Origin of the sequence: Mesorhizobium sp. WSM4935, assembly GCF_029625735.1 — a bacterium.
Classification (GTDB): Bacteria; Pseudomonadota; Alphaproteobacteria; order Rhizobiales; family Rhizobiaceae; genus Mesorhizobium.
Genome location: NZ_JARTVR010000006.1, coordinates 32,517 through 56,651, shown reverse-complemented (window position 1 = coordinate 56,651; position 24,135 = coordinate 32,517). Strand labels below are relative to the sequence as shown.

The following is a 24,135-nucleotide window of genomic DNA, read 5'->3' as shown; positions in this document are numbered from 1 at the left end:
ACTAATATAGAATTGGCATTACTTTGCCTTTCTAAACAACAGGAGAGCGATATGAATATAAAGACAACGCTTGGACTTGCGTTTGGTTTGACGGCTCTGTCCATTGCCGCGCCGGCATGCGCCGCCGACCTGGTGCTCTACGACGCGCTCGACTTCGCCGGTCCGGTCGCCAAGGCTTTTCAGGCCAAGACCGGGCTGACCGTCGACGTCGTCGAGCCCGGCAGCACCGGCGAGACGCTGGGCAAGATCGCCGCCGAGGGCAGCAACCCGCAATTCGACATCGTCTGGCTCGACGGCTCGGCCGTGATGGAGCGCATGGCGGCCGACCATGTGCTGCAGCCGGTGCCGGCCGAGGCCTATGACAAGATCGCCTGGACAGATCTCGGCAAGTCGCTGATCCCGCGGAGCCACGCCTTCCTGCCGACCGGCACCAGCACCACCGCGATCGAGGTCAACACCAAGAAGGTCAAGGCCGACAAGATGCCGAAATCCTGGGCCGACCTTGAGGGCTTCGCCGGCAGCGTCGCCGCCAAGGACCCGAACCTTTCCGGCCCGGCCTATCAATGGCTGGCCGGCCTTTTCCAGACCAATGGCGTCGACGCCGGCAAGGAACTGCTCGCCAAGACGCTGACCAACAAGTCGCTCTCCGGCCTCTCCAGCGGCGGCAAGGTCAACAAGGCCGTGCTCACCGGTGACGCCGCGGTCGGCATCAACCAGGACAGCGCCATCTTCTCCAAGATCGCCGCCGGCGAGCCTGTCGTCGCCGTCTATCCGAGCGAAGGCTCGGTCTCGCTGCCGCAGGGCCTCGGCATCAGCGCCAAGACGCAGCACATGGACGCAGCGCGCAAATTCATCGACTTCGTCACCAGCGCCGAGGGCCAGGCCGCGATGCAGAACGGCGACGACACCGATTTCTTCTTCATCCCGATCATCAAGGGCGTGAATCCCAAGCCCGGCCGCGAGACCAACATCGCCTACACCCATCTCGACGACGCGACCGCCTCGGCGCACGAGACGGAGTGGAAGCAGTGGTACAAGGAAAAATTCGTCCAGTGACCGTGCTCGCCAGGCAATGACGATGGTGCAGAAATTCGATGCCGCCGCCGGCGGCATCGGCTCGAGCGGGTGGGCGCGCAGGCGCTCGCCCGCGCTGGCGCGTCTTGCCGGACCGCTGGCGGTCTACGCCGTCTTCGCGCTGCTGATCGGCCTGCCCTTGGCGCTCGTGCTGCTGCAGGCCGTGATGCCCGGCCTGTTCGCGGTCGATGGCGCGCAAGGTCTCTTCAGCGCCGAACCGCTCGCGCGCATCTTCTCCTCGCCCCATATCGCTGCATTCGCTGGAGCTCGGCCTGCTTGCGGCCCTGACGACGACCATCCTCGGCGGCGCCTTCGCCGTGCTGGTGCAGCGTTGCGACATACCGCTGGGCGGCGCGATTTCGCTGGTGCCCTGGCTGGTGTTCCTGACGCCGTCCTACCTGAAGGCGCTGGCCTGGGTGCTTTTGATGTCGTCCGGCGGCTATCTGGCGCAGCTTGGCCTTTTGCCGCCTTGGCTCGGCGCCTCCTTCTTCGGCTTGGCCGGCTTGGTCTTCGTGCACACGCTGAGCCTCTTCCCGCTCGCGGTCTTCATCATCGGCAGCGCGCTGGCTGGGCTTGGCAGCGAGCTGGAGGACGCCGCGCGCCTCTCGGGCGCCGGACCGCTCAGGATCTGGCTGCGCGTCAACGGCCCCTTGCTGGCGCCGGCCATCATGCTCTCCTTCATCGCCACCTTCGCCGAGGTGCTCTCCGATTTCGGGCTGGCCTCGACGATCGCCAGGATGTCGAGCTTCGGCGTGCTGACCTACGGCATCTACGCGGCGGCAAGCGACTACCCGGTCGACTTTCCCGCCGCCGGCGCGCAGGCCCTCGTGTTGCTGGCGCTGGTTCTGCTCGTGGTCGTGGCCGACAGGCTGCTGCGCCGCCGCGCCGATCCGCAACTGATCTCCGGACGGGCCAGGCCGGCCCGGCGCTATGACCTTGGCGCCTGGCGCTGGCTCGTTTTCGCGCTGGCGCTGCTGGTCGCCTTCCTGGCGCTGATTCTGCCGCTCGGCGCGATCGCGGTCAGGGCGCTCACCAGCACGCTCGGACACGGGCTGGCGCCGGACAATTTCACGGTTGCCAATATCGGCGCGGCGCTCAGCCTGAACACGGCGGCCAATGACGGGTTGGTGCGCAGCCTCTTCTATGCCGGCCTCACCGCAATCATCGCCAGCACGCTGGCCCTGCTGCTGTCGGCCCGGCTCGATCGTTCGAGCCCCGTCATGCGCACCGCGGTGCTGGGCCTGTCGCTGGGCGCGGTCGCGATCCCCGGCATCGTGCTCGGCTTCGGCTACATCCTGGTCTGGAACCGGCTGCCCGGCTTCCGCGACTGGCCGTTTCCGCATTATGGCGACGGCTCGCTGCTGGTCATGGGCTATGTCGCGGCGGCGCTGCCTTATTGCCTGGTAGTCATCCTCTCGGCCATCGGCCAGCTGGCGCCGAGCCTGACCGACGCCGCGCGGCTCTCCGGCGTCGGCGCGGTCCGGTGTCTGATATCGGTGACCCTGCCGCTGATCCTGCTCAGCGTCGTCACCGCCTTCCTGCTCACCTTCATCCGCACCGTGTTCGAATTGCCGATGTCGCAAATGCTCATCCCGCAAAGCGGCCCGCCGGCGCCGACGCTGATCCTGAAACTGTTCAGCCATGATCGCGACGGGTTGGCCTGCGCGATCGCGCTTGCCGCCATGACTGCCGCCGGCGGCGCGGCGGCGTTGATCTGGTATCCGCTGAAGGCCATCATGGCCTTCGGTCGCCACCAAACCATCCCAGCCGCCCCGGGAGAGCCGTCATGACCGCTTCGCTCCATTGCGCCGGCATCTCGAAGTCGCTCGGCGGGCGCGCCGTGCTCAGCAATCTCGACCTTGCGATCAAAGCCGGCGAGGTCGTCTCGCTGCTCGGCCCGAGCGGCTCCGGCAAGACCACGCTGCTGCGCAGCATCGCCGGGCTGGTCGATCCCGACAGGGGCACGATCACGCTCGGTAACCGTGTCGTCTGGAGCGAAGGATCGGTCCTGCCGGCGGAAAAGCGCCGGATCGGCATGGTGTTCCAGGACTATGCGCTGTGGCCGCATATGACGGTGGCGGGCAATCTGTCGTTCGGGCTTCGCGCGCAGCGCCTCGCCGAACCGGAGATCGCCGCCCGCGTCGGCCATGCGCTGCAGGTCACGCGGCTTGCGCCCTATCGCGACCGCTTCCCATCTGAACTCTCGGGCGGACAGCAGCAGCGCGTCGCCATCGCCCGCTGCCTGGCGGCGCGGCCCGCCCTGATGCTGTTCGACGAACCGCTCAGCAATCTCGACGCGGCACTGCGCGAGGACATGCGCATCGAGATGATGGAGCTGGTGCGCCGTGAGGCGGCGACCGTGATCTATGTGACGCATGACCAGGCCGAAGCCATGGCCGTTTCGGATCGCATCGCCGTGATGCGCGACGGCCGCATCGCCCAGTTCGACACGCCGCGGGCGATCTACGAGGCGCCGGCCGATTCCTTCGTTGCCGGGTTCATCGGCGGCTTTTCAGTCGTGCCGGGCACCGTGCGCGACGGGCTCTTCAGCCCGCGGGGCGCCGCCGCCGACAGCTTGGCGACGCCCGGCGCGAAGCCGGGCGACGGCATGCTTGTGGTGCGTCCGGAGGATGCCCGGCCGGCCGAGGCGCATCCCGCAAACCGCCTGCGAGGCAAAGTGCTGTCGAGCGCTTTCCAGGGCCGCTGCTGGCGGCTGGCGGTGGAGCTTGGCCAGCAACGCGTCCGCCTCGACTGGCCGGAGGCGCCGCCGGTCGGTTCGTCGCTGGCGTTCTCGTTGCCGCCGGAGCGTTGTATCGTTCTTGCCGACTGATGATTCCCGAACTGTAGGATGCATTGATGCATGGCCTGACGCCCATACTTTCCACCGTGACGGCCTCTTTCCTGGCGTCCTTCGTCGAAGTGGTCGAAGCCTTCACCATCGTGCTCGCCGTCGGCGTGACGCGCAGCTGGCGCCCGGCGCTGACCGGCGCGGCGCTGGCACTCGCCCTGCTGGCGGCGCTGGTGCTGGTCTTCGGGCCGCTTTTGGCGCTCGTCCCCATCACCGTCCTGCAATTCGTGGTCGGCGTGCTTTTGATCCTGTTCGGCATGCGCTGGCTGAGAAAGGCGATCCTGCGCAGCGTCGGCGTCATCGCGCTGCATGACGAGGAGCAGGCCTTTTCCAAGGAGACGGCTGCCTTGCAGCGGCAGGCCGCCGACCGCCGCGCCGACTATCTGGCGGCCGTCGCGTCGTTCAAGGCGGTGCTGCTCGAGGGCGTCGAAGTGGTGTTCATCGTCATTGCCGTCGGCGCCGCGCATGGCCAGACGCTTTATGCCGGCCTCGGCGCGCTGGCGGCCTTCGTGCTGGTGACGCTGGTCGGCCTTGCCGTGCACCGGCCCCTGGCGCGCGTGCCGGAGAATGCCCTGAAATTCATCGTCGGGCTGATGCTGACCAGCTTCGGCGTGTTCTGGACCGGTGAGGGCCTCGGCGCCGAATGGCCGGGCGAAGACCTCGCTTTGCTCGCCATCTTCGCCGTCATTGCCGTTGCATCCTTCGCCATCGTGCGCTGGCTGCGCGGCGCTTACCCGGCACCCGCCGAAGGAGTTGCCCGATGACCGTGATCCGTCTTGTCTTCAAGGAGCTCGTCGGCATGTTCGTCGACGACGGCAGCCTGGCGTTGCTGGCGCTGATCCTGATCGCGCTGATCACCGCCGCGGTGAAATTGCTGGCGCTGCAGCCGCTCATCGGCGGTTTCCTGCTTCTCGCCGGCTGCCTGGCAATTCTTCTGGAGAGCACCCGCCGCGCCGCGCGCGACAAGGCGCGTTGATCGGCCTTCATTTTCCGGGAAATCAGCGCAAACGCTGGAGACTGACGGAGGCCCTCAGCTTCGTCATTCCAGGGCGGAGCAGCCGCGAAGCGGCGTCGCGGAGACCCTGGAATCCATGCCGTGACCTAAGCCGTGGAATGCAGCGGAGCAGAATTCTGCACCGTTGTGACGCTTCGAAGTAACGGCATGGATTCTATGATCTGCGCGCGTCGCTCCGCTCCTTGCTCCGCTATAGAATGACGACCTCACAAGCGTTTCGGCCAATCTCCAACGTATGCCGCTTGCCGGCAAACATAGCCGCCGGTCAAATCCGCGCCGGAAACCTAATAAACCGTGAAAAGCGTCGGCAGGTCCCCGCTGAGGCGCAAATGCTCGACCGCCTCGATGATCGGAAACAAGGCCAGGAAATAGAGCCCGTCGCGAAACGTGTTCCACAGCGCGCTGGTCGAAAACAGCCACTGCGCCTCGTCGCGGTAAAGCATCGGGTTCGGCCAGAAGGACGGCGTGCGCTCGGCATAGGCCGCGTAAGCGGCGCCGAACTTGCCGGCAAGATATTCGGCCTCCTTGCGCGCGGTAAAGCGGAAGACGAGGAAGCTCGCCAGGCCGAGCATTCCAGCCGCCAGCGCCGAGCCGAACATCAGCCCGATGCCGGCCGCGCCGACGGTCGAGAAGAAATAGAGCGGATTCCGGGTTATCGAGAACGGACCGGACATGACCAGCTCGTCATTCTTCCTGCCGCCGACGAAGAGGATGCTCCACAGCCGGCCAAGGAAGCAGGTCAGCACCATCGCGAAGCCGATCGTTTCGACGATCTCGTGCCCGTCCGACCCTTCGGCCAGCGCCGGCTTGCCGAACAGCAGCAGGATCAGGGCGAGCACGGCGGCCACCTGCACGACGATCAGGCGCTTGTGCTGGTCGAACGCGTTCGGCGCCGATTTGAGGGACGTGTAGGCCATTCTTTCTCACCGCTCCGGCGCCGACGGGACACCAAGGCTTCTCTAGCTTCTCCGCCGCGTGATGGCGAGGCTCGCCCGATGTTTTTGGCCGACCTTACGAATTTGTAAGAGCGCGGACAGGCTGCGGTGATTTCGCCTGTCTAGCCTGACGATCGCCGCCATTTTCGAGCGGAGACCGGAAATGAACATCGCCATGACCGCAACAATCATCGAACACGATTTCGAATTTAACCGGGTTCCGGACGTCACCGTCGATTTCTGGCTGATCAAGATCATGGCGGTGACCATGGGCGAGACGGCGGCCGATTATCTCGCCGTCAATCTCGGCCTTGGCCTTACCGGCACGTCGCTCATCATGACAGGCACTCTGATTGTCGCGCTCGTCCTGCAGTTTGCGCAGAAGCGCTACGTGCCCTGGGCCTACTGGCTCGCCGTGGTCCTGATCAGCATCGTCGGCACCCTGGTCACCGACAACCTCGTCGACAATTTCGGCGTGCGGCTGGAGACGGCGACGATCGTCTTCTCGGTCGTGCTGGCGCTGACTTTCATCGCCTGGTACGCCGCCGAAAAGACCCTGTCGATCCACACCATCGTCACCACCAGGCGCGAGATCTTCTACTGGCTGGCGATCCTCTTCACCTTCTCGCTCGGCACCGCTGCCGGCGACCTGGTGGTCGAGCGTTTCGACCTGGGTTATCTCACCACTGGCCTCATCTTTGGCGGCGTGGTCGCCGTGATCGCGCTTGCCTGGTTCTTCCTCAGGCTGAACGCCATCCTGGCCTTCTGGCTCGCCTATATCCTGACCCGGCCATTCGGCGCCTCCTTCGGCGACCTGCTCTCGCAGCCGGTGGAATATGGCGGCATGGGCTTCGGCACCACCTTCACCAGCCTGACCTTCCTCGGCTGCATCGTCGTCATCGTCCTCTATATGACGCTGAGGAGGCTGATCGACGAGGACGAACTGGCCCTGCTCGACTAGAGGCACTGCGCAGGGATTTGACCGATCGGCTCTGTTTGCGTTGACAGGTGACATGCCTTGGAGATTGGCCGAAACGCCCATCGTGATCGTCATTCTATGGCGGAGCAGGAGCGAAGCTCCGTCGCGGAGACCCTGGATGACGAGGTTGGGGCGGCTTCGAGTTTCGGTCCGAACCGTGCTTGTCGCTAAAACGCTTCTCGCAAAAATGTGTAGCGGTCTTCTCTCCGGCAACGCGTAAAAACAGATGGTTAGAGCAATTCCAGCAACGGGTGGCGCCGGATTTCCCTCCAGGACCGCGTCAAACGAGGACACAGAGGCCGCCCAAGAAAAAGCCATAGCCGGCGCTACCATGCCGGTGAGGTTGAGGCGGCAAGGACAGCACGGGGCGATGCGACTTCTGCTTGTTGAAGACGATCCAAGAACCGCCGACTATATCGTCAGGGGACTGACCGAGGCCGGCCATGTCTGCGATTTGCTGCGCGACGGCCATGACGGCCTCTTCGCCGCGACCCGCAACGCCTATGACGTGATCGTCGCCGACCGCATGGTTCCGGGCCTCGACGGCCTGTCGATGATCAAGGCGGTGCGCGCGGCCGGCATCCGCACGCCGGCCATCTTTCTGACCTCGATCGGCGGTGTCGACGACCGCGTCGAGGGCCTGGAAGCCGGCGGCGACGACTATCTGGTCAAGCCCTTCGCCTTTTCCGAGCTGCTTGCGCGCATAAGCGCGCTCGGCCGCCGGCCGGCGGCGCAGGAGCAGAAGACGGCTTTGCGCGTCGCAGATCTCGAGATGGACCTGATTCAGCGCCGCGTGACCCGGCAGGGCCAGCTGATCGATCTGCAGCCGCGCGAGTTCAGCCTGCTCGAAGTGCTGATGCGCGGCGAGGGCCGCGTCATCACCCGCACCATGCTTCTGGAGCGCGTCTGGGATTTTCATTTCGATCCCAAGACCAGTGTCGTCGAGACGCATATCAGCCGGCTGAGAGCCAAGGTCGATAGGCCCTTCGACGTGCCGCTGATCCACACCGTGCGCAACACCGGCTACAGCCTGCATGTTCCGGCCTGAAGCGGTTCGGCATTGATGGATTTGCGGACGGAAAACCGCTATGCGCTTTTCCTGGAATTGCCGCAGGAGGGTTGAACGCATGTGCGGCTCTGGGATCGGCGCGTCGCCGGCCATAGGTTTGGGATGAGCGAGACGCGCTCCAACCTGCTGCGCAGCACGCCATTCAGGCTGGCGCTGACCTTCGCCTTCCTGTTCCTGCTGGCCTTCATCCTGTCGGGCGCGATCGTCTATCAACTGATGAGCGCCTCGCTCGCCAGGCAGCTCGATCAATCAATCAAGGAGACCTATTCGCTCATCGCAGCGACTTATGCCGAGAGCGACGAAGAGGATCTCACCACCGCCGTGAGGGACCATGCCCAGTTCAGTCAGGACAAGGATCAGATCTTTTCCCTCACCGACAAGAACGGCAACCGCCTCGCGGGTGATTTCACCGCATCCGACCTGCCGGAGGGCTTTTCGATGTTCGCCGCCGACTTGCCGGGTGTGTCGCCTGGTACCGAGTATCGCGCCTATTCCGGCACGGTCGGCGGCAACAATTTGACAGTCGCCTTCTCGCTTTCGGAAACCGAGGATCTCGAAAGGATCGTGTTGATGAGCTTCGGCTGGGCGACGCTCTTCATCACCGGCCTGGCGGTCGGCGGCGGCGCCGTGCTTGCTTCGCGCGTCCAGCGGCGCCTCGACGGCATCGCCAGCACTATGGTCGACGTCTCGCATGGACGGCTCGATGCGCGCATTCCGCTGATCGGCAATGGCGACGACATCGACGCCGTCTCGGCCCAGGTGAATGCGGCGCTCGAGCGCCTGTCGGCCCTGGTCGACGGTATGCGGGAAGTGAGCGCCAACATCGCCCATGATCTCAAGACGCCGCTCAACCGGCTGCAGATGATCCTGGAATCCGCGGCCGACAAGACGGTGTCGGGCGAGGACGTCTCGACCGAGCTGACCGACGCCCGCGCCGAAAGCCAGCAGATCAACAGCACCTTCGATGCGCTTCTTCGCATCGCCCAGATCGAGGCCGGCGCCCGCAAGGCGCGCTTCGTCGATCTCGATGTCGGGCCGGTCGTCGAGACCATCGGCGAAGTCTATGCCGATGTCGCCGAGGACGACGGCAAGTCCTTGTCCACGATGATCGTTCCGGACACGAAATGGTACGTCCACGGCGACCGCGACCTGCTCATGCAGATGCTGGCCAATCTGGTCGAGAACGCGCTCAGGCATTGCCCGCCGGGCACGGCGATCGAGCTGTCGGTGACCGGCGGAGGCGGCCATGTCCTCGTTCATGTCAATGACAATGGCCCGGGCATCCCCGCCGAGGAGCGCGAAAAAGTGTTCCGCCGGCTCTACCGGCTGGATGCCAGCCGCACCACGCCGGGCAGCGGCCTGGGCTTGAGCCTTGTCAAGGCGGTCGCCGACCTGCACGGCGCCGCGATAGCGCTTGAGGACCGCAATCCGGGTCTCGGCATCACCGTCAGCTTTCCGGCCGTCGCGTCCGCCTGATGATCCGCTACCGCGCGGCGGCCGCCCGGCGGAAATCGGAGGGCGACATGCCGGCGAGCTTGCGGAACGATTTGTTGAAGGCGCTGAGGGAGCCGAAGCCCGATTCCATGGCGACCCTCAGCACATTGGCGTCCTCATGCATCAACAGCGCCTGCGCGTAGCTCAGGCGCAGCAGATTGACATATTCGTTGAGCGTCATGCCGGTCGATTTCTTGAACAGGCTCATCGCATATTTGGGATGAATGTCGGCGGCCGCGGCGATGGTCACGCAGTCGATGTCGTAGAGGAAATTCTCGGCGATGAAATCGCACATGCGCCCGACATTGCGCGAGGACTGCTGGTCGAAGGCATTGCCGGCGCCTTGCCCGGCCACCCTTTCCGGCACCAGCCGGTAAGGCTCGAAGCGCACCCGCTCGAGCCGAAGCAGCAACTCGTTGACGGCATGCTCGGCCTTGGCCGGATCGCCCGAGCGCGCATACTCGTTCCAGCGCTTGAAATTGTCGTTGTCCGACTGGTCGGTGGCGTTGGTCACCAGCGTCGCGCCGGTCATCAGCCTGTGGCGTATGTCCGCCGGTAGGTGCAGGCGGAAGAAATGCACCAGAGGCAGATGCGCGCCGGCATAGATCGCGTCGTCGGAAAGATCGTCCATCTGGTGCGGCAGGCCGCCCCAGAACAGGCACATCTCGCCGGCCGACAGCGCGATTTCGTGCTCGGCCATGCGGTAATGCACCGAACCCTGCACGATGAAGTTCACCTCCACCTGGGCGTGCCAATGCGGCTTCAGCATCACCAGCGGGTGGTTGTGGAACATCTGCAGCATGAGCGGCAGTCCTTCGACGCTGCTCGCGCCAGGCTGGTAGAACGGACGCTCCGGCATCTTACTTTCCGCCAACTTCTTATTCCCTTCGACGGGGACAAGCCTTCTGCGCCGCATAGTCTAGCCACGCTCACGGTGAGAGAGCAAATGGAATGGGAGGATTTCAATGCGCACTATACTGACCTGCGTCGCGCTTATGCTTGCCCTGGGTTCCGGCCCGGCCCTGGCGCAGTCCGGCGAAATCACCATCTGGAGCTGGAACATCGCCGCCTCGTCGCTGAAGGCGACGGTCGAGGGCTTCAACAAGAAATACCCCGACATCAAGGTCACGGTTCAGGACCTCGGCAACCAGCCGACCTATGACAAATCGATCGCCGGCTGCGCCGCCGGCGGCGTCGGCCTGCCCGACATCGTCTCGATCGAGAACGGCGAGGCCGAGAACTACTGGAGCCAGTTTCCCGACTGTTTCGTCGACCTGCACACGCTGGGCTACACGGCGGAAGACCAGAAGAAATTCCCCGATTTCAAGCGCACCGAGCTCGAAGTCGGCGACAAGGCCTATGCTATGCCCTGGGATTCCGGCCCGGTCGCCGTCTTCTATCGCCGCGACTTCTACGAGAAGGCCGGCGTCGACCCGGCCTCGATCAAGACCTGGGACGATTTCATCGCCGCCGGCAAGAAGATCCAGGCCGCCAATCCCGGCGTGTCGATGACCAATGCCGATTTCAACGGCGACACCGAATTCTTCCGCATGATCTCCAACGAGCAGGGCTGCGGCTATTTCGCCGAGGACGGCCAGTCGATCACCGTGGCCGAGCCGAAATGCGTCGACGCCATGGCCAAGGTCAAGGAGATGAAGGACGCCGGCATCGTGTCGTCGGCCGACTGGTCGACCAAGATCACCAACAACACCGCCGGCACTGTCGCCAGCCAGGTCTATGGCGGCTGGTATGAAGGCACGATCCGCACCGAATCGCCCAAGGAGAGCGGCAAATGGGGCGTCTACCTGATGCCCAGCCTGACCGCCGACGGCCCGCGCGCGGCCAATCTCGGCGGCTCCTCCCTGGCCATCACCTCGGCCTCGAAGAACAAGGAAGCGGCTTACGCCTATTTGAAATACACGCTGGAGACCAATGAGGGCCAGATCACCATGCTGAAGGATTTCGGCCTGGTGCCGTCGCTGATCTCGGCGCTCGACGATCCTTACGTCTCGCAGCCGCAGCCCTATTGGGGCGGCCAGGCCGTCTGGAAGGATATCCTAGCGACGCTCCCCAAGGTGGTGCCGAGCCGCGGCACGCAGTTCCAGAGCGACGCCGAGATCATCCTGCGCGCCGTGCAGACCAAATACCTGGCCAACGGCTATCCCGACGCCAAGGCCGCGCTCGACGACGCCGCCAAGCAGATCGCCGCCGCGACCGGCCTGCCGGTGAAGTAGAGCGCCGCTTTTCCTTCTCCCACAAGGGAGAAGGAAAAGACAAAGAAAGGAGGAAGTCATTGCGCACGCAGAACGCCACCGCGTACCGCTTCCTCACGCCTTACCTGCTGATCTTCGCCATCTTCTGGATCTGGCCGATCATCTCGTCCTTCCTGATTTCCTTCCAGGCGACGCGTACCGTGCCGTGGCGCTTCGCGCCGGCCTTTAACTGGGGCCGCCTGATCGGCGACCCTGCCTTCTACAATGCACTGAAGAACACGCTGCTGATCCTGGTCATCCAGGTGCCGGTGATGATCTCGCTGGCGATCGTCATGGCGGTGCTTTTGAATTCGCCGCTGCTCAAAGCCCGCGGCCTCTACCGCTTCGCCTTCTTCGCCCCCGTCGTGGTCGGCGAAGTTGCGTATTCGGCCGTCTTCCGGCTGATGTTCAGCCTCGATTTCGGCATCATCAACAAGCTCCTTGAGAGCGTCGGCCTGGAGAAGATCGACTGGTTCTCCAACGTCACGCCGGCCATGGCGCTGATCATGATCGCAGTCACCTGGCGCTGGGCCGGCTACAACGCCATCATCATCCTGGCCGGCCTGCAGTCGATCCCGGAGGACGTCTATGAAGCGGCGACGCTCGACCGCGTCAGCAAGCTGAAGCAGTTCTTCTACATCACGCTTCCGTTGCTCAAGCCCGTCATCGTCTTTTGCGCCGTGCTGTCGATCATCGGCACCATGCAGCTCTTCACCGAGCCGTTCCTGATCACCGAGCGCGGCGGCCCGGGCGGCGGCACCGAGACACTCGGCCTCCTGCTCTATCGCCAGGGCTTCCGGTCGCTCAATTTCGGCTATGCCTCGGCCGTCGCCTACACGATGGCGGGCCTCGCCATCGCCATCACTTTGGTGCAGCTCTGGCTGACGAGAGAGCCCAAATGACGGGGGCGCCGAGAATGACCTCTCGTTCGCAAGCAAGGCTCGGGCGCAGCATCCTGCTGCATCTATTCCTGACGCCGCTGGCGCTGGTCTGGCTGTTTCCGCTGTGGATGATGGTGGTGTTCTCCACCATGCCCGACAACGGCATCTTCAGCCCCGGCATCGAGCTTCTGCCGCACGACAGTTTCCTCGACAATGTCGCCAATCTGCAGCGCGGCACCAATTTCATCGGCGCCATCGGCATCTCGGTCTCGGTGGCGGTGACCTACACGGTGCTTTCGGTGCTGCTCACCTCGATGGCCGGCTGGGCGCTGGCGCGCTACGACTTCCACGGCAAGGGGGCGGTGGTCGCCATCATCTTCGGCACCATCACGCTTCCCTATGCCGTGGTGCTCATCCCGCAATTCATCATGGTGGCGCGCGATTTCGGCTTGGCCAACACCTGGCTCGCCCTGATCGTGCCGCCGCTCTTCAATTCGCTCGGCGTGCTCTTCATGCGCCAGGCCTTCTCGATGATGCCGGCCGAATTGTTCGACGCCGCCCGCGTCGAGGGCGTCAAGGAATGGCGCATCTTCCTGTTCGTGGCGCTGCCGCTGGCCCGCCCGATGCTGGCGGCGCTTGCGATCATCCTCTTCCTCGCCTCGTGGAACAACTATCTCTGGCCGCTGCTGATCAACAGCCAGCCGGGCGCGATGACGGCGCCGGTGGCGCTCGGCACGCTGGTCGGCCTCACCAAGGTCTCCTGGGGCGGCATCATGGCAGGCGCGGTCATGCTGACCGTGCCCATGCTCATCGTCTTCGTGCTCTTGCAGCGCCATTTCATCGCCGGCATCGCCGCCGGCGCGGTCAAGTAGGAAGGAGCGCGATGGCGGCCGTCACTCTCACCAATGTCGTCAAGCGTTTCGGCGTCTTCGAAGTCGTTCACGGCGCCAACATCGACATCGCCGACGGCGAGTTCGTCGTCTTCGTCGGCCCCTCCGGCTGCGGCAAGTCCACGCTGCTCAGGATGATCGCCGGGCTGGAGGACATCAGCGGCGGTAAGATCGCCATCGGCGGCAAGGTGATGAACGACGTCGAGCCTGCCGACCGCGGCATCGCCATGGTGTTCCAGTCCTACGCGCTCTATCCGCACATGACGGTGGAGCAGAACCTCTCCTTCGGCCTCAGGATGAACGGCAATCCGAAGGCCGACACCGATCGCCGGGTGAAGCGCGCGGCGGAAATCCTGCGCATCGACGAATTGATGCAGCGGCGCCCGAAGCAATTGTCCGGCGGCCAGCGCCAGCGCGTCGCCATCGGCCGCGCCATCGTGCGCGAGCCGCAGGTGTTCCTTTTCGACGAGCCGCTCTCGAACCTCGACGCGGAGCTCAGGGTACAGATGCGGGTCGAGATCTCGCGCCTGCACAAGGAGCTCGGCGTCACAATGATCTATGTGACGCACGACCAGACCGAGGCGATGACGCTGGCCGACCGCATCGTGGTGCTCAAGGCCGGCAATGTCGAGCAGATCGGCGCGCCGCTCGACCTTTATGATGACCCGGCCAACCGTTTCGTAGCCGGCTTCATCGGCTCGCCGAAGATGAATTTCCTCAGCGCCAAGGTCGTCGAGACGTCCAACAGCGCCGCGACTGTCGAGCTCGTCAATCACGGCGGCGCGCGGTTGCGCAAGCCGCTCTGCGACGCCTTTCCCGCCATCGGCGCCGAGGTCGTGCTCGGCGTCAGGCCGGAACATTTCTTCGAGGCCGGCGAAGGCGATTGCGACATTCCGGTCAAGGCCGATGTCGCCGAGCATCTGGGCTCGGTGAGCTATGTCTATGCCAATGCCGGAGCCGAGGAGCTGATCGTCGAGCGCGAGGCCTCGCGCCAGCGCGCCAGCGGCGATCATTTCACGGTCTCGATCAAGGCGGAACGCGCGCTGCTCTTCGACAAGAAGGGCGCGAGGATCCGCTGACCCGCAATTTTTCTTTGCCGGCATGCCAGGCGTGCCGGCGACTCATGGAGAATTCGATATGACATCCAGGAAAATCCGCTGGGGCATTCTCGGGCCCGGCAGCATCGCAAAGTCCTTCGCCGGCGGCGTGGCGGGATCGCGCACCGGCACGCTCGAGGCGCTCGGCGCCCGCAACCCCGCCAAGCCGGGCCTTGCCGATACTTTTCCGGGCGCGCGCATCCTCGACGGCTATGACGCGCTGCTCGCCGACGAGAATGTCGACGCCGTCTACATTTCGATCCCGCATCCCGGTCACGCCGAATGGGCGATCAAGGCCGCCGAGGCCGGCAAGCACGTGCTATGCGAAAAGCCACTGGCGCTCACCGCCTTCGAGGCCGACGCCATGATGCACGCCGCGCGCAAGGCCGGCACGTTTCTGGGCGAAGCCTTCATGTACCGGCTGCACCCGCAGACGCTTCAGCTGGTCGAGCTGATCAAGTCGGGCGCCATTGGCGAGGTCCGCATGATCAAGTCGAGCTTCGGCTTCGCCATGCCGGGCTTCATGCCGGAGCACAGGCTCTACGCCAACGAGCTTGCCGGCGGCGGCATCCTCGATGTCGGCGGTTATCCGGTGTCGATGGCGCGGCTGATCGCGGGTGCCGCAGCGGGGCAGCCTTTCCTCGAGCCCGACAAGGTTGTTGGCGCCGCCCATCTCGGCCGGTCCGGCGTCGACGAATGGGCTTCCGCTTTGCTCCGTTTCCCCGGCGGCCTCGTCGCCGAAATCTCCTGCAGCATCTCGCTCGATCAAGACAATGTGCTGCGCATCTTCGGCACCAAGGGCCGGATCGAGGTGCCCGATTTCTGGTTCGCCGGTGGCAACCGCGATGTCGGACCGGGCCGGATCGAGGTGATCCGGTCCGGGGCGGCTCGCGAGGTGATCAGCCTCAACGAGACGCGCCACCTCTATTCCTTCGAGGTTGATGCCGCCGGCGAGGCGATCCTTGCCGGACGGCAGGAGTTCGCCTGGCCGGGCATGGGCTGGGCGGACAGCCTGGGCACGCTGCGCGTGCTCGACAAATGGCGGGCCGCCGTCGGCCTCGAATACGAGATCGAAAAGCCGGCTAAGCGCGTCAACACCATTGCCGGCCGGCCGCTGCGCAGCGATGGCAAGGCCATCGGCAAGCGTGACATTCCGGGCCTGCCGCGCGCCGTATCCCGGCTGGCGCTCGGCTTCGAGGATTTCCGCACCTTCTCCTCCGGCTCGATCCTGCTCGACGCCTATTTCGAGGCCGGTGGCAATCTGTTCGACACCGGCTTCGTCTACGCCGCCGGCTACACCGAGACGCTGCTTGGCCAATGGCTGAAGAATCGAGGCGTGCGCGAGCAGTCGGCGATCATCGCCAAGGGCGCGCATTCGCCGCTCTGCTATCCCGATGTGATCCGCAAGCAGCTGGCCCAGTCGCTCGACCGGCTGCAGACCGACCATGTCGACATCTATTTCATGCACCGCGACAATCCGGACGTGCCGGTCGGCGAGTTCGTCGACGCAATGGACGCCGAGGCCAAGGCCGGCCGCATTCGCGGCCTGTTCGGCGGCTCCAACTGGACGATGGAGCGCATGGACGAAGCAATCGCCTATGCCGAGAAGAACGGCAGGCAGAAGCCTGGCGCGCTCTCCAACAATTTCTCGCTGGCCGAGATGCTCGAGCCGATTTGGGCGGGCTGCGTCACCTCGTCCACCGACGCCTGGAAGGCCTGGCTGACGGCGAGGCAGATGCCCAACTTCGCCTGGTCGAGCCAAGGCCGCGGCTTCTTCACCGACCGCGCCGGCCGCGACCGGACCGACAATGAGGAACTGGTGCGGGTCTGGTACTCGGAAAAGAATTTCGGCCGCCGCGACCGCGCCATCGAGCTGGCGCGCAAGCTCGGCAAGAGCCCAATCCATGTTGCGCTGGCTTACGTGCTGGCGCAGCCCTTCCCGTCGGTCCCGCTGATCGGCCCGCGCACGTTGGACGAGTTGGACGACAGCCTGAAGGCCCTGGATATCAAGCTGACGCCGGAGGATGTGGCATGGCTGGACGAGGGACCGGAGAGAAGGAGGGCTTAGCGCCGACGCTGGAGGCTGACGAAACCCGCCGCGACGGCCAATCTCCCCCCTTGCGGGGGAGATCAGCAGCTTCGCCGCCCCGCCGATATCTCAGGCCCCCCTTCACCGATCCACCCTCGTCGACAAAATAATCGACGACGACGTCCGCTCCACCCCGTCCATCGCGCCGATCTTGTCGAGCAACGCGTCGAGATCCCGGATCGACGGCGCGTCGACAATGACGATCATGTCGAAATTGCCGCTCACCGAATGGACCGTGCGGACCGGCGCCATCGCCGCGAGACTGCGCACCACCTTGTCGGCGAGCTTCGGTGTGACGGTGAGCAGCACATGCGCCTTGACCAGCCCCTGCTCGTAATCTGGCGACAGCCTGACCCCATAGCCCTTGATGATGCCGCGCTGCTCCAACCGCTCGATGCGGCTCTGCACCGTGGTGCGCGACACGCCGAGCTGGCGCGCGAGCTCGGCGGTCGAGGCCCGCGCATTGGCGCGCAGCAGGGTGAGCAGGGCTTGTTCGGCTTCGGTGAGCATTTCGACGAAACCCTTCGGCAAATCGCTTGAAGTTCAGGTTCATACTGCCAGATTCCACGCTTCCTTTCGACAGGCAAGCTGCGATGATTCCCGCCAATCGAATTGGCCCAAATCAGGATTGGCAGGGGTATTGACCATGAAGAACATCGTTGTCGTCGGCGCCGGCAAGATCGGCTCGACCATCGCCGAAATGCTGAGCGCTACCGGCGACTATCGCGTCACCCTCGTCGACCGCTCGGCCGCCCAGCTTGTCGCCGCCGAATTGCCGGCCGGCATCGAGACGCAGGAGCTCGACATCGCCGCCGCAGGCGACCTCGAAAAGGTCCATGCCGGCAAATTCGCCGTGCTAAGCGCCGCTCCCTTCCACCTCACCACCCGTATCGCCGAGGCGGCCGCCGCCACCGGCGTTCATTATCTCGACCTCACCGAGGACGTGGTCTCGACCCGCCGGGTGAAGGAACTGGCGCGTGACGCCAAAACCGCCTTCATCCCGCAATGCGGTCTGGCGCCCGGCTTCATCTCGATCGTCGCCAACGACCTCGCCAGCCGCTTCGACACGCTGGAAAGCGTGCGCATGCGCGTCGGCGCGCTGCCGCAATACCCGTCGAACGCGCTGAACTACAATCTCACCTGGAGCACCGACGGCGTCATCAACGAATATTGCGAGCCCTGCGAGGCGATCGTCGAGGGCGAGCTGATCGAGGTGCCGCCACTGGAAGAGCGCGAGGAGTTCTCGCTCGACGGCGTTACCTACGAGGCCTTCAACACCTCCGGCGGGCTCGGCACTTTGGCCGAGACGCTGAAGGGCAAGGTGCGCACGCTGAACTACCGCACCATCCGCTATCCCGGCCATGCCGCGATCATGAAGGCGCTGCTCAACGACCTCGGCCTGCGTCACCGCCGCGACGTGCTGAAGGACATCTTCGAGAGCGCCCTGCCGGCGACGCTGCAGGACGTGGTCATCGTCTTCGTCACCGTCTCCGGCCGCCGCAACGGCCGCCTGCTGCAGGAGACCTACGCCAACAAGATCTATTCGCAGCGCGTCGGCAACATCGTGCGCAGCGCCATCCAGATCACCACCGCCTCCGGCATCTGCGCCGTGCTCGACATGCTGGCCGACGGCTCGCTGCCGGCGAAGGGTTTCGTACGCCAGGAAGACATCGCGCTCGACGCCTTCCTCGCCAACCGTTTCGGCCGTGCCTACGCCCAGCACGAAATGGTGAGCCGACTGGCGAGCTGAGGAGCTTCACGCCTTTTCCTCACCCCATCGACCGGTTCGCGCCTTCCTCTCCCCCGTCGATCGGGGGAGAGGTGTCGAGCGAAGCTCGACGGAGTGGGGGTCGACCGGCGCCGGCTGTTGTCTTTTCAGCCGGGTCGATGCCTCGCCACGATAGAGGCCCGGTGGTTAGCTATCAGCGACGGCATATTTGAGCAGCGGCTTCCCCCACTCCGTCTCGGCTTCGCCGAGCCACCTCTTCCCCCTCCGGAGGGAGAGGAAGGGAGCCCGGCGGAATAGCTTCGCGCCCTTCCTCTCCCATCGCCCTTACTCTCACCCGTCGACCGGTTCGAAGCTCGACGGAGTGGGGGTCGACCGGCGCCGGCGGTTGTTGCGGCAGAAGGGGGGCTAAATATGCAGCGCATGCCCCAGCGCCTTCAGCGCCGCTTCCTGGAAACCTTCGCCCTGCGTCGGATGCGTGTGGATCGTCCCGGCGATGTCCTCGAGCCGCGCGCCCATCTCCAGCGCCAGGCCAAAGGCCGCCGCCAATTCCGATATGCCCTGCCCGACCGCCTGGATGCCCAGCACCAGATGATTGTCGGCCCGCGCAACGACCCGCACGAACCCATCCTCGCCCTGCTTTGTCATGGCCCGGCCGTTGGCGGCGAACGGGAACTGGCCGATCTTGATCTCGCCGGCGAGCGCCTTCGTCTCGTCCGGCGCGAGACCGGCGGTGACCAGCTCCGGGTCGGTGAAGCAAATCGCGGGAATGGCGCGCTTGTCCCAGCTTCTTTTATGGCCGGCGACGATCTCGGCCACCATCTCGCCCTGCGCCATGGCGCGGTGCGCCAGCATCGGCTCGCCGGTGACGTCGCCGATCGCAAAGATGCCGCGCATCGAGGTGCGGCACTGGTCGTCGATGCGGATGAATTTTCCCGCCATGTCGAGATCGATCTGCTCCAGCCCCCAGCCTTCCGTGAGCGGCTTGCGCCCGACCGTGACCAGGATCCTGTCCGCCGCGACCTTGCTATTCTTTCGGTCGGCCGTCTCGATCAGCAGCGCATCGCCCTTGGTCGAGAGCCCCTTGGCTTTCGCGCCGGTCATCACCTCGACGCCGAGCTCGCCGAGCCGCTTCAGCACCGGCCGGACGAGTTCCGCATCATACTGCATGAGCACACGCGGCAGGGCTTCGACCACGGTAACCTTGGCGCCCATCTTGGCGAAGGCCATGCCGAGCTCGAGCCCGATATAGCCGCCGCCGACGACGGCGAGCTTCTCCGGCACTTCGCTGAGCGCCAGCGCTTCGGTCGACGAGATCACCGGACCGCCGAAGGGCAGGAACGGCAGTTCGATCGGCGCCGAGCCGGTGGCGATCACCACGGTTTCGGCGCGGATGACTTGCGTCCCGGTCTCGGTTTCGACCTCGACGGTCTTGCCGTCGCGGAAGGTCGCCCAGCCCTGCACGGTCTTGACCTTGGCCTTCTTGAGCAGGCCCGCCACGCCGCTGTTGAGCCGGCTAACTATACCGTCTTTCCATGCTATGGTCTTGGTCAGATCGAGCGTCGGCGCACCGACCTTGATGCCGAGCGGATCCTTGCCGCCGGCAATATGCGCGATCTTACCGAACTCTTCGGCGGCATGGATGAGCGCCTTGGACGGGATGCAACCGACATTGAGGCAGGTGCCGCCCGGCCTGCCGAACTCGACGATGACCGTATCGACGCCGAGCTGCCCGGCGCGGATGGCGCAGACATAACCACCCGGCCCGGCGCCGATGACGAGCAGCTTGCAGGAGATTTCTTTCATGACGTGACCCTTCGATCCGAGGAAACGTTCCGTCGAGATCCTTCGCGCCCCCCTCTGTCCTGCCGGACATCTCCCCCACGAGGGGGGAGATTAGAAGCTTCGGCGCCTCGCTCATTCCGGGAGCGCTGGTGATTGGCGAAAGCCGGCGTGACGGCCAATCTCCCCCCTTGTGGGGGAGATGCCTGGCAAGGCAGAGGGGGGCGCTGTCCCGCCGACATCTCTATCGTCCCGCCTCCTTCAATCCACGAAGATCAGCGCCGGCGTCTCCAGCAGCGCCTTGATCCGCTGCACGAACACCGCGGCGTCCCAGCCGTCGATGACGCGGTGATCGAAGCTGGACGACAGGTTCATCATCTTGCGCGGAATGAACTGCGTGCCGTCCCACACCGGCCGCACCATGATCTTGTTGACGCCGACGATCGCCACTTCCGGATAGTTGATGACCGGCGTCGTCGCCACGCCGCCCATGGCGCCGAGCGAGGTGATGGTGATGGTGGAGCCGGACAGTTCCTCGCGGCTTGCCGTGCCGGCCTTGGCCGCATCGGCCAGGCGGTTGACCTCCGCTGCGCAATCCCAGAGATCGCGCGCCTCGGCATGCTTCACGACCGGCACCACCAGCCCGTTCGGCGTCTGGGCGGCGATGCCGATATGGATGCCTTCATGCTGGTGGATGATGCCGGCATCGTCGTCGAACAGCGCGTTGAGGTTGGGCTGCTCGCCGATCGCCTTGACCATCGCCCGCATCAGGAAGGGCAGCAGCGTCAGCTTGGGCCTCTCTAGACCACTCTTGGCCGCCCGCTTCTCCTTGTTCAGCGTCGCGCGCAACTCTTCCAATGCCGTGACGTCGATCTCCTCGACATAGGTGATGTGCGGGATGCGCGATTTGGCGAGCGACATCTTTTCGGCAATCTTGCGCCGCAGCCCCACGACCTTGATGTCCTCGACGCCGTCCTTCTGGGCAAGCCCGGAGGCGCGGGCGAGTTGCGGGCCCCGCGCGAGGAACGCGTCGATGTCCTCATGGCTGATCCGTCCCGCCGGACCGCTGCCCGGCACCTGGCGCAGATCGATGCCGGCCTCCTTGGCGCGCAGGCGGACGGCAGGCGAGGCCAGCGGCTTCTCGCCTTCCGCGCGCGGCGCGCCGGAGACGGAGGCGGGGCGCATGGCTTTCGGCGCGGCTGCTGGCGAAACCTTAGCCGGCGGGTCGGCTGGCTTTGGCGCCGCGGCCGCCGCCGGCAACGGTACCGCCTCGGCCGGCTTAGCCGCTGCCTTCACCTCCGGCGCTGGCTCGACTGCAGCCTTCACATTGCCTTCGCCGGCCACCTTCAGCCGCACGATCGGCGAGCCGATAGCCACCGTGTCGCCGATCTCGGCTCCGAGCCAAAGGATCTCGCCGTCGACGGGGGACGGGATCTCGACGGTCGCCTTGTCGGTCATGACGGCGGCCAGCACCGTATCCTCGCGCACGAGGTCGCCGACCTTGACATGCCATTCGACAAGCTCGGCCTCGGCGACGCCCTCGCCGACATCGGGAAGCTTGATGACGTGCTCACCCATCTCAGGCCTCCCTCCAGAGCATGATGCCGAAAAGTGTGAAGCGGTTTTCGGACGACATCATGCTCTCTCCCTCTCTGATTTAGAGCCGGATTCAGATTTCAGGTCGGTTCGACCTGAAATCATCCGGCTCTAGGCTTCCAACGTTTCGACGAGCGCGCGCCCGACCCGCGCCGGGCCGGGGAAATAGTCCCATTCCTGCGCATGCGGATAGGGCGTGTCCCAGCCGGCGACCCGCGCCACCGGCGCCTCCAGTTGGTAAAAGCAGTTTTCCTGCACCAGCGAGACCAGCTCGGCGCCGAAGCCGGAGGTCAGCGTCGCCTCATGCACGACGACGCAGCGGCCGGTCTTCTTCACCGAGGCAACGATCGTGTCGAGATCGAGCGGCAGCAGCGTCCTGAGGTCGATAACCTCGGCGTCGATGCCGGTCTCCTCGGCCGCGGCCTGCGCCACATAGACCATCGTGCCGTAGGCGAGCACGGTGACCGCCGATCCCGGCCGGCGGATCGCCGCCTTGCCGAGCGGGATCGTGTAGTGGCCGTCGGCGACCTCGCCGAGCTCATGCTTCGACCATGGCGTCACCGGCTTGTCGTGGTGGCCGTCGAACGGGCCGTTATAGAGCCGCTTCGGCTCGAGGAAGATCACCGGATCCGGATCCTCGATCGCCGCGATCAGCAGGCCCTTGGCGTCATGCGGATTGGAGGGCACGATCACCTTCAGGCCGGAGACATGGGTGAACAGCGCTTCCGGGCTCTGGCTGTGCGTCTGGCCGCCGAAAATGCCGCCGCCCGTCGGCATGCGCACCACGATCGGGCAGGTGAAGTCGCCGTTCGAACGGTAACGCAGCCGCGCCGCCTCCGATACGATCTGGTCGTAGGCCGGATAAACATAGTCGGCAAACTGCACCTCGACACAAGGGCGCAGCCCATAGGCGGCCATGCCGATGGCCGAACCGACGATGCCGGATTCGCTGATCGGCGCATCGAAGCAGCGGCTCTTGCCGTATTTGGCCTGCAGGCCTTGCGTGGCGCGGAAGACGCCGCCGAAAAAGCCGACATCCTCGCCATAGACGATGACCTGGCTGTCGCGGCCCATCGAGACGTCGAGCGCGTCGCGGATCGCCTCGATCATGGTTTTTCTCGGCATGGTCAGACCCCCGCCTGCTGGCGCTGCCGCCTGAGATGCGGCGGCATCTCGGCATAGACGCCCTCGAACATGTCCCGCGTCGATGGCTTGCCGCCGGCATGCAGCGTGCCATGGCTTTCGGCCTCCTTCTGCGCCGCGATCACCGTTTCGAGGATCTCGGCCTCCGCCTGGGTGTGCCGATCCTCGGACCAGACTTTCTTGTGGATCAGATGGTTCTTCAGCCGGATGACCGGGTCGCCGAGCGGCCAGGCATCCGACTCGGCCTTCGGCCGGTAGGCCGACGGGTCGTCCGACGTCGAATGCGCGCCGACGCGGTAGGTGACATATTCGACCAGCGTCGGCCCGAGATTGGCGCGCGCCCGCTCGACGGCCCATTTGGCCACAGCATGGACGGCGAGATAGTCGTTGCCGTCGACGCGCAGCGAGGGGATCCCGAAGCCCAGCCCGCGCGCGGCAAACGTGCCGGAGCCGCCGCGCGCGATCCCCTGGAAGGTCGAGATCGCCCACTGGTTGTTGACGACGTTGAGCACGACAGGAGCCTTGTAGGTGGAGGCAAACACCAGCGCGGAATGGAAATCGGACTCCGCGGTCGAGCCGTCGCCGATCCAGGCGGCGGCGATGCGCGAATCGTTGGAGATCGCCGAGGCCATCGCCCAGCCGACCGCCTGGATATATTGCGTCGCCAGGTTGCCGGAGATCGAGAAGAAGCCGTGCTCCTTCGACGAATACATGATCGGCAGCTGCCGGCCCTTCAGCGGATCGGCCTCGTTGGAATAGATCTGGTTCATCATCGAGACCATCGGATAGCCGTCGGCGATCAGAAGGCCGGCCTGCCGGTAAGTCGGGAAATTCATGTCGCCCGGCTGCAGCGCCTTGCGGAAGGCGCAGCTCACCGCCTCCTCGCCCAGATGCTGCATGTAGAAGGAGGTCTTGCCCTGGCGCTGCGCCATCTGCATGCGCGCATCGAAGGTTCTCAGCGTCATCATGTGGCGCAGGCCCTCGAGCAGCTCCTCGTCGCTGAGCAGCCCGGCCCAGGGCCCGACAGCCTCGCCGGCGCGGTTGAGCACGCGGATGATGGAGAAAGCCATGTCGCGGATGGTGCGCGGATCGACATCGATCTCGGGGCGCGGCACCGAGCCGGCCTTGGGAATGGTCACATTGGAGAAATCGGGCGTGCCGCCGGGCCGCACCTCGGGCTCGGGCACATGGAAGCGCAACAGTCCAGCATCGGCCATAAGCTCACATCCTCCAATGTTGCCGGTGCGATATTTGCACATCCGCGC

Annotated in this window: 21 protein-coding genes; 14 read left to right on the top strand and 7 right to left on the bottom strand. The window is 65.1% G+C overall.

All coding sequences use genetic code 11. The features are described 5' to 3' along the window. Positions 1-51: 51 nt before the first annotated feature. The 5 genes from P9273_RS16245 to P9273_RS16225 all read left to right on the top strand — a co-directional run bounded on the left by P9273_RS16245 (position 52) and on the right by P9273_RS16225 (position 4,898). Positions 52-1,056: an ABC transporter substrate-binding protein gene (locus P9273_RS16245; protein ID WP_278049831.1), complete on the top strand. Its 1,005-nt coding sequence runs from the start codon at positions 52-54 to the stop codon at positions 1,054-1,056. A 206-nt stretch (positions 1,057-1,262) separates the two neighbouring features. Further along, the gene (locus P9273_RS16240) at positions 1,263-2,864 is read left to right on the top strand and encodes an ABC transporter permease (RefSeq protein WP_278049830.1); all 1,602 of its coding nucleotides are present in this window, start codon (positions 1,263-1,265) and stop codon (positions 2,862-2,864) included. Further along, a complete protein-coding gene (locus P9273_RS16235) occupies positions 2,861-3,904 on the top strand; it encodes an ABC transporter ATP-binding protein (RefSeq protein ID WP_278049829.1) in 1,044 nt (347 codons plus the stop codon). Before P9273_RS16240 ends, P9273_RS16235 begins: the two co-directional genes overlap by 4 nt. A 26-nt stretch (positions 3,905-3,930) precedes the next feature. Further along, a complete protein-coding gene (locus tag P9273_RS16230) occupies positions 3,931-4,686 on the top strand; it encodes a COG4280 domain-containing protein (protein ID WP_041000518.1) in 756 nt (251 codons plus the stop codon). Then, on the top strand, positions 4,683-4,898 hold the full coding sequence (locus tag P9273_RS16225) for a hypothetical protein (RefSeq protein ID WP_278049828.1): 216 nt from the start codon (positions 4,683-4,685) through the stop codon (positions 4,896-4,898). Before P9273_RS16230 ends, P9273_RS16225 begins: the two co-directional genes overlap by 4 nt. Positions 4,899-5,221: 323 nt before the next feature. On the opposite strand, the gene P9273_RS16220 is transcribed toward P9273_RS16225, so the two are convergent. Continuing rightward, entirely contained in the window at positions 5,222-5,854 is a 633-nt protein-coding gene (locus P9273_RS16220) for a methyltransferase family protein (protein ID WP_278049827.1), read from the bottom strand. Positions 5,855-6,035: 181 nt separating this feature from the next. Between P9273_RS16220 and P9273_RS16215 the strand changes: the two genes are divergently transcribed. From P9273_RS16215 to P9273_RS16205, 3 genes are all read left to right on the top strand, one after another. Continuing rightward, positions 6,036-6,833, top strand: a complete 798-nt coding sequence (locus tag P9273_RS16215) for a COG4705 family protein (RefSeq protein ID WP_278049826.1) — start codon at positions 6,036-6,038, stop codon at positions 6,831-6,833. A 388-nt stretch (positions 6,834-7,221) separates the two neighbouring features. Further along, positions 7,222-7,899 (top strand): winged helix-turn-helix domain-containing protein, encoded by a 678-nt coding sequence (locus P9273_RS16210; RefSeq protein WP_278049825.1) that lies wholly within the window; start codon positions 7,222-7,224, stop codon positions 7,897-7,899. A 123-nt stretch (positions 7,900-8,022) separates the two neighbouring features. Then, positions 8,023-9,396, top strand: coding sequence for a sensor histidine kinase (locus P9273_RS16205; RefSeq protein ID WP_278049823.1), 1,374 nt, complete (start codon positions 8,023-8,025; stop codon positions 9,394-9,396). A gap of 7 nt (positions 9,397-9,403) precedes the next feature. Here P9273_RS16205 and P9273_RS16200 read toward each other — a convergent pair whose 3' ends face one another. Beyond that, on the bottom strand, positions 9,404-10,273 hold the full coding sequence (locus tag P9273_RS16200; protein WP_278049822.1) for a helix-turn-helix domain-containing protein: 870 nt from the start codon (positions 10,271-10,273) through the stop codon (positions 9,404-9,406). A gap of 106 nt (positions 10,274-10,379) precedes the next feature. Here P9273_RS16200 and P9273_RS16195 point away from each other — a divergent pair, with 106 nt between their 5' ends. Genes P9273_RS16195 through P9273_RS16175 form a run of 5 tightly spaced genes read left to right on the top strand, consistent with a single transcriptional unit; the run spans position 10,380 to position 16,602 of the window. After that, positions 10,380-11,648: an ABC transporter substrate-binding protein gene (locus P9273_RS16195; RefSeq protein WP_278049821.1), complete on the top strand. Its 1,269-nt coding sequence runs from the start codon at positions 10,380-10,382 to the stop codon at positions 11,646-11,648. A 59-nt stretch (positions 11,649-11,707) separates the two neighbouring features. Beyond that, on the top strand, positions 11,708-12,568 hold the full coding sequence (locus P9273_RS16190) for a carbohydrate ABC transporter permease (protein ID WP_278049819.1): 861 nt from the start codon (positions 11,708-11,710) through the stop codon (positions 12,566-12,568). A gap of 14 nt (positions 12,569-12,582) precedes the next feature. Continuing rightward, positions 12,583-13,419: a carbohydrate ABC transporter permease gene (locus tag P9273_RS16185; RefSeq protein WP_278049818.1), complete on the top strand. Its 837-nt coding sequence runs from the start codon at positions 12,583-12,585 to the stop codon at positions 13,417-13,419. Positions 13,420-13,430: 11 nt separating this feature from the next. After that, entirely contained in the window at positions 13,431-14,516 is a 1,086-nt protein-coding gene (locus P9273_RS16180; protein ID WP_041000526.1) for an ABC transporter ATP-binding protein, read from the top strand. A 58-nt stretch (positions 14,517-14,574) separates the two neighbouring features. Further along, positions 14,575-16,602, top strand: a complete 2,028-nt coding sequence (locus tag P9273_RS16175; RefSeq protein WP_278049817.1) for an aldo/keto reductase — start codon at positions 14,575-14,577, stop codon at positions 16,600-16,602. Between the two features lie 102 nt (positions 16,603-16,704). On the opposite strand, the gene P9273_RS16170 is transcribed toward P9273_RS16175, so the two are convergent. After that, positions 16,705-17,133 (bottom strand): Lrp/AsnC family transcriptional regulator, encoded by a 429-nt coding sequence (locus P9273_RS16170; RefSeq protein WP_278049816.1) that lies wholly within the window; start codon positions 17,131-17,133, stop codon positions 16,705-16,707. Positions 17,134-17,269: 136 nt separating this feature from the next. Between P9273_RS16170 and P9273_RS16165 the strand changes: the two genes are divergently transcribed. Beyond that, positions 17,270-18,373, top strand: a complete 1,104-nt coding sequence (locus P9273_RS16165) for a saccharopine dehydrogenase family protein (protein WP_278049815.1) — start codon at positions 17,270-17,272, stop codon at positions 18,371-18,373. Between the two features lie 384 nt (positions 18,374-18,757). Here the strand turns inward: P9273_RS16165 and lpdA are convergent, their stop codons facing one another. From lpdA to P9273_RS16145, 4 genes are all read right to left on the bottom strand, one after another. Then, positions 18,758-20,155, bottom strand: coding sequence for a dihydrolipoyl dehydrogenase (gene lpdA / locus P9273_RS16160; protein WP_278049814.1), 1,398 nt, complete (start codon positions 20,153-20,155; stop codon positions 18,758-18,760). A gap of 237 nt (positions 20,156-20,392) precedes the next feature. Continuing rightward, entirely contained in the window at positions 20,393-21,709 is a 1,317-nt protein-coding gene (locus P9273_RS16155; RefSeq protein WP_278049813.1) for a dihydrolipoamide acetyltransferase family protein, read from the bottom strand. 129 nt (positions 21,710-21,838) lie between these two features. Beyond that, the gene (locus tag P9273_RS16150; protein WP_278049812.1) at positions 21,839-22,852 is read right to left on the bottom strand and encodes an alpha-ketoacid dehydrogenase subunit beta; all 1,014 of its coding nucleotides are present in this window, start codon (positions 22,850-22,852) and stop codon (positions 21,839-21,841) included. 2 nt (positions 22,853-22,854) lie between these two features. Continuing rightward, positions 22,855-24,087: a 3-methyl-2-oxobutanoate dehydrogenase (2-methylpropanoyl-transferring) subunit alpha gene (locus tag P9273_RS16145; protein WP_278049811.1), complete on the bottom strand. Its 1,233-nt coding sequence runs from the start codon at positions 24,085-24,087 to the stop codon at positions 22,855-22,857. Positions 24,088-24,135 lie beyond the last annotated feature (48 nt).

Excerpts from the sequence above, each read along its gene's own strand:
- P9273_RS16185 (WP_278049818.1), top strand. The coding sequence starts at position 12,583 with ATGACCTCTCGTTCGCAAGCAAGGCTCGGGCGCAGCATCCTGCTGCAT.
- P9273_RS16165 (WP_278049815.1), top strand. The coding sequence starts at position 17,270 with ATGAAGAACATCGTTGTCGTCGGCGCCGGCAAGATCGGCTCGACCATC.
- P9273_RS16205 (WP_278049823.1), top strand. The coding sequence starts at position 8,023 with ATGAGCGAGACGCGCTCCAACCTGCTGCGCAGCACGCCATTCAGGCTG.
- P9273_RS16245 (WP_278049831.1), top strand. The coding sequence starts at position 52 with ATGAATATAAAGACAACGCTTGGACTTGCGTTTGGTTTGACGGCTCTG.
- P9273_RS16200 (WP_278049822.1), bottom strand. The coding sequence starts at position 10,273 with ATGCCGGAGCGTCCGTTCTACCAGCCTGGCGCGAGCAGCGTCGAAGGA.
- P9273_RS16215 (WP_278049826.1), top strand. The coding sequence starts at position 6,036 with ATGAACATCGCCATGACCGCAACAATCATCGAACACGATTTCGAATTT.
- P9273_RS16155 (WP_278049813.1), bottom strand. The coding sequence starts at position 21,709 with ATGGGTGAGCACGTCATCAAGCTTCCCGATGTCGGCGAGGGCGTCGCC.
- P9273_RS16145 (WP_278049811.1), bottom strand. The coding sequence starts at position 24,087 with ATGGCCGATGCTGGACTGTTGCGCTTCCATGTGCCCGAGCCCGAGGTG.
- P9273_RS16240 (WP_278049830.1), top strand. The coding sequence starts at position 1,263 with ATGGCGCGCAAGGTCTCTTCAGCGCCGAACCGCTCGCGCGCATCTTCT.
- lpdA (WP_278049814.1), bottom strand. The coding sequence starts at position 20,155 with ATGAAAGAAATCTCCTGCAAGCTGCTCGTCATCGGCGCCGGGCCGGGT.
- P9273_RS16220 (WP_278049827.1), bottom strand. The coding sequence starts at position 5,854 with ATGGCCTACACGTCCCTCAAATCGGCGCCGAACGCGTTCGACCAGCAC.
- P9273_RS16175 (WP_278049817.1), top strand. The coding sequence starts at position 14,575 with ATGACATCCAGGAAAATCCGCTGGGGCATTCTCGGGCCCGGCAGCATC.
- P9273_RS16180 (WP_041000526.1), top strand. The coding sequence starts at position 13,431 with ATGGCGGCCGTCACTCTCACCAATGTCGTCAAGCGTTTCGGCGTCTTC.
- P9273_RS16210 (WP_278049825.1), top strand. The coding sequence starts at position 7,222 with ATGCGACTTCTGCTTGTTGAAGACGATCCAAGAACCGCCGACTATATC.
- P9273_RS16195 (WP_278049821.1), top strand. The coding sequence starts at position 10,380 with ATGCGCACTATACTGACCTGCGTCGCGCTTATGCTTGCCCTGGGTTCC.
- P9273_RS16235 (WP_278049829.1), top strand. The coding sequence starts at position 2,861 with ATGACCGCTTCGCTCCATTGCGCCGGCATCTCGAAGTCGCTCGGCGGG.
- P9273_RS16170 (WP_278049816.1), bottom strand. The coding sequence starts at position 17,133 with ATGCTCACCGAAGCCGAACAAGCCCTGCTCACCCTGCTGCGCGCCAAT.
- P9273_RS16225 (WP_278049828.1), top strand. The coding sequence starts at position 4,683 with ATGACCGTGATCCGTCTTGTCTTCAAGGAGCTCGTCGGCATGTTCGTC.
- P9273_RS16230 (WP_041000518.1), top strand. The coding sequence starts at position 3,931 with ATGCATGGCCTGACGCCCATACTTTCCACCGTGACGGCCTCTTTCCTG.
- P9273_RS16150 (WP_278049812.1), bottom strand. The coding sequence starts at position 22,852 with ATGCCGAGAAAAACCATGATCGAGGCGATCCGCGACGCGCTCGACGTC.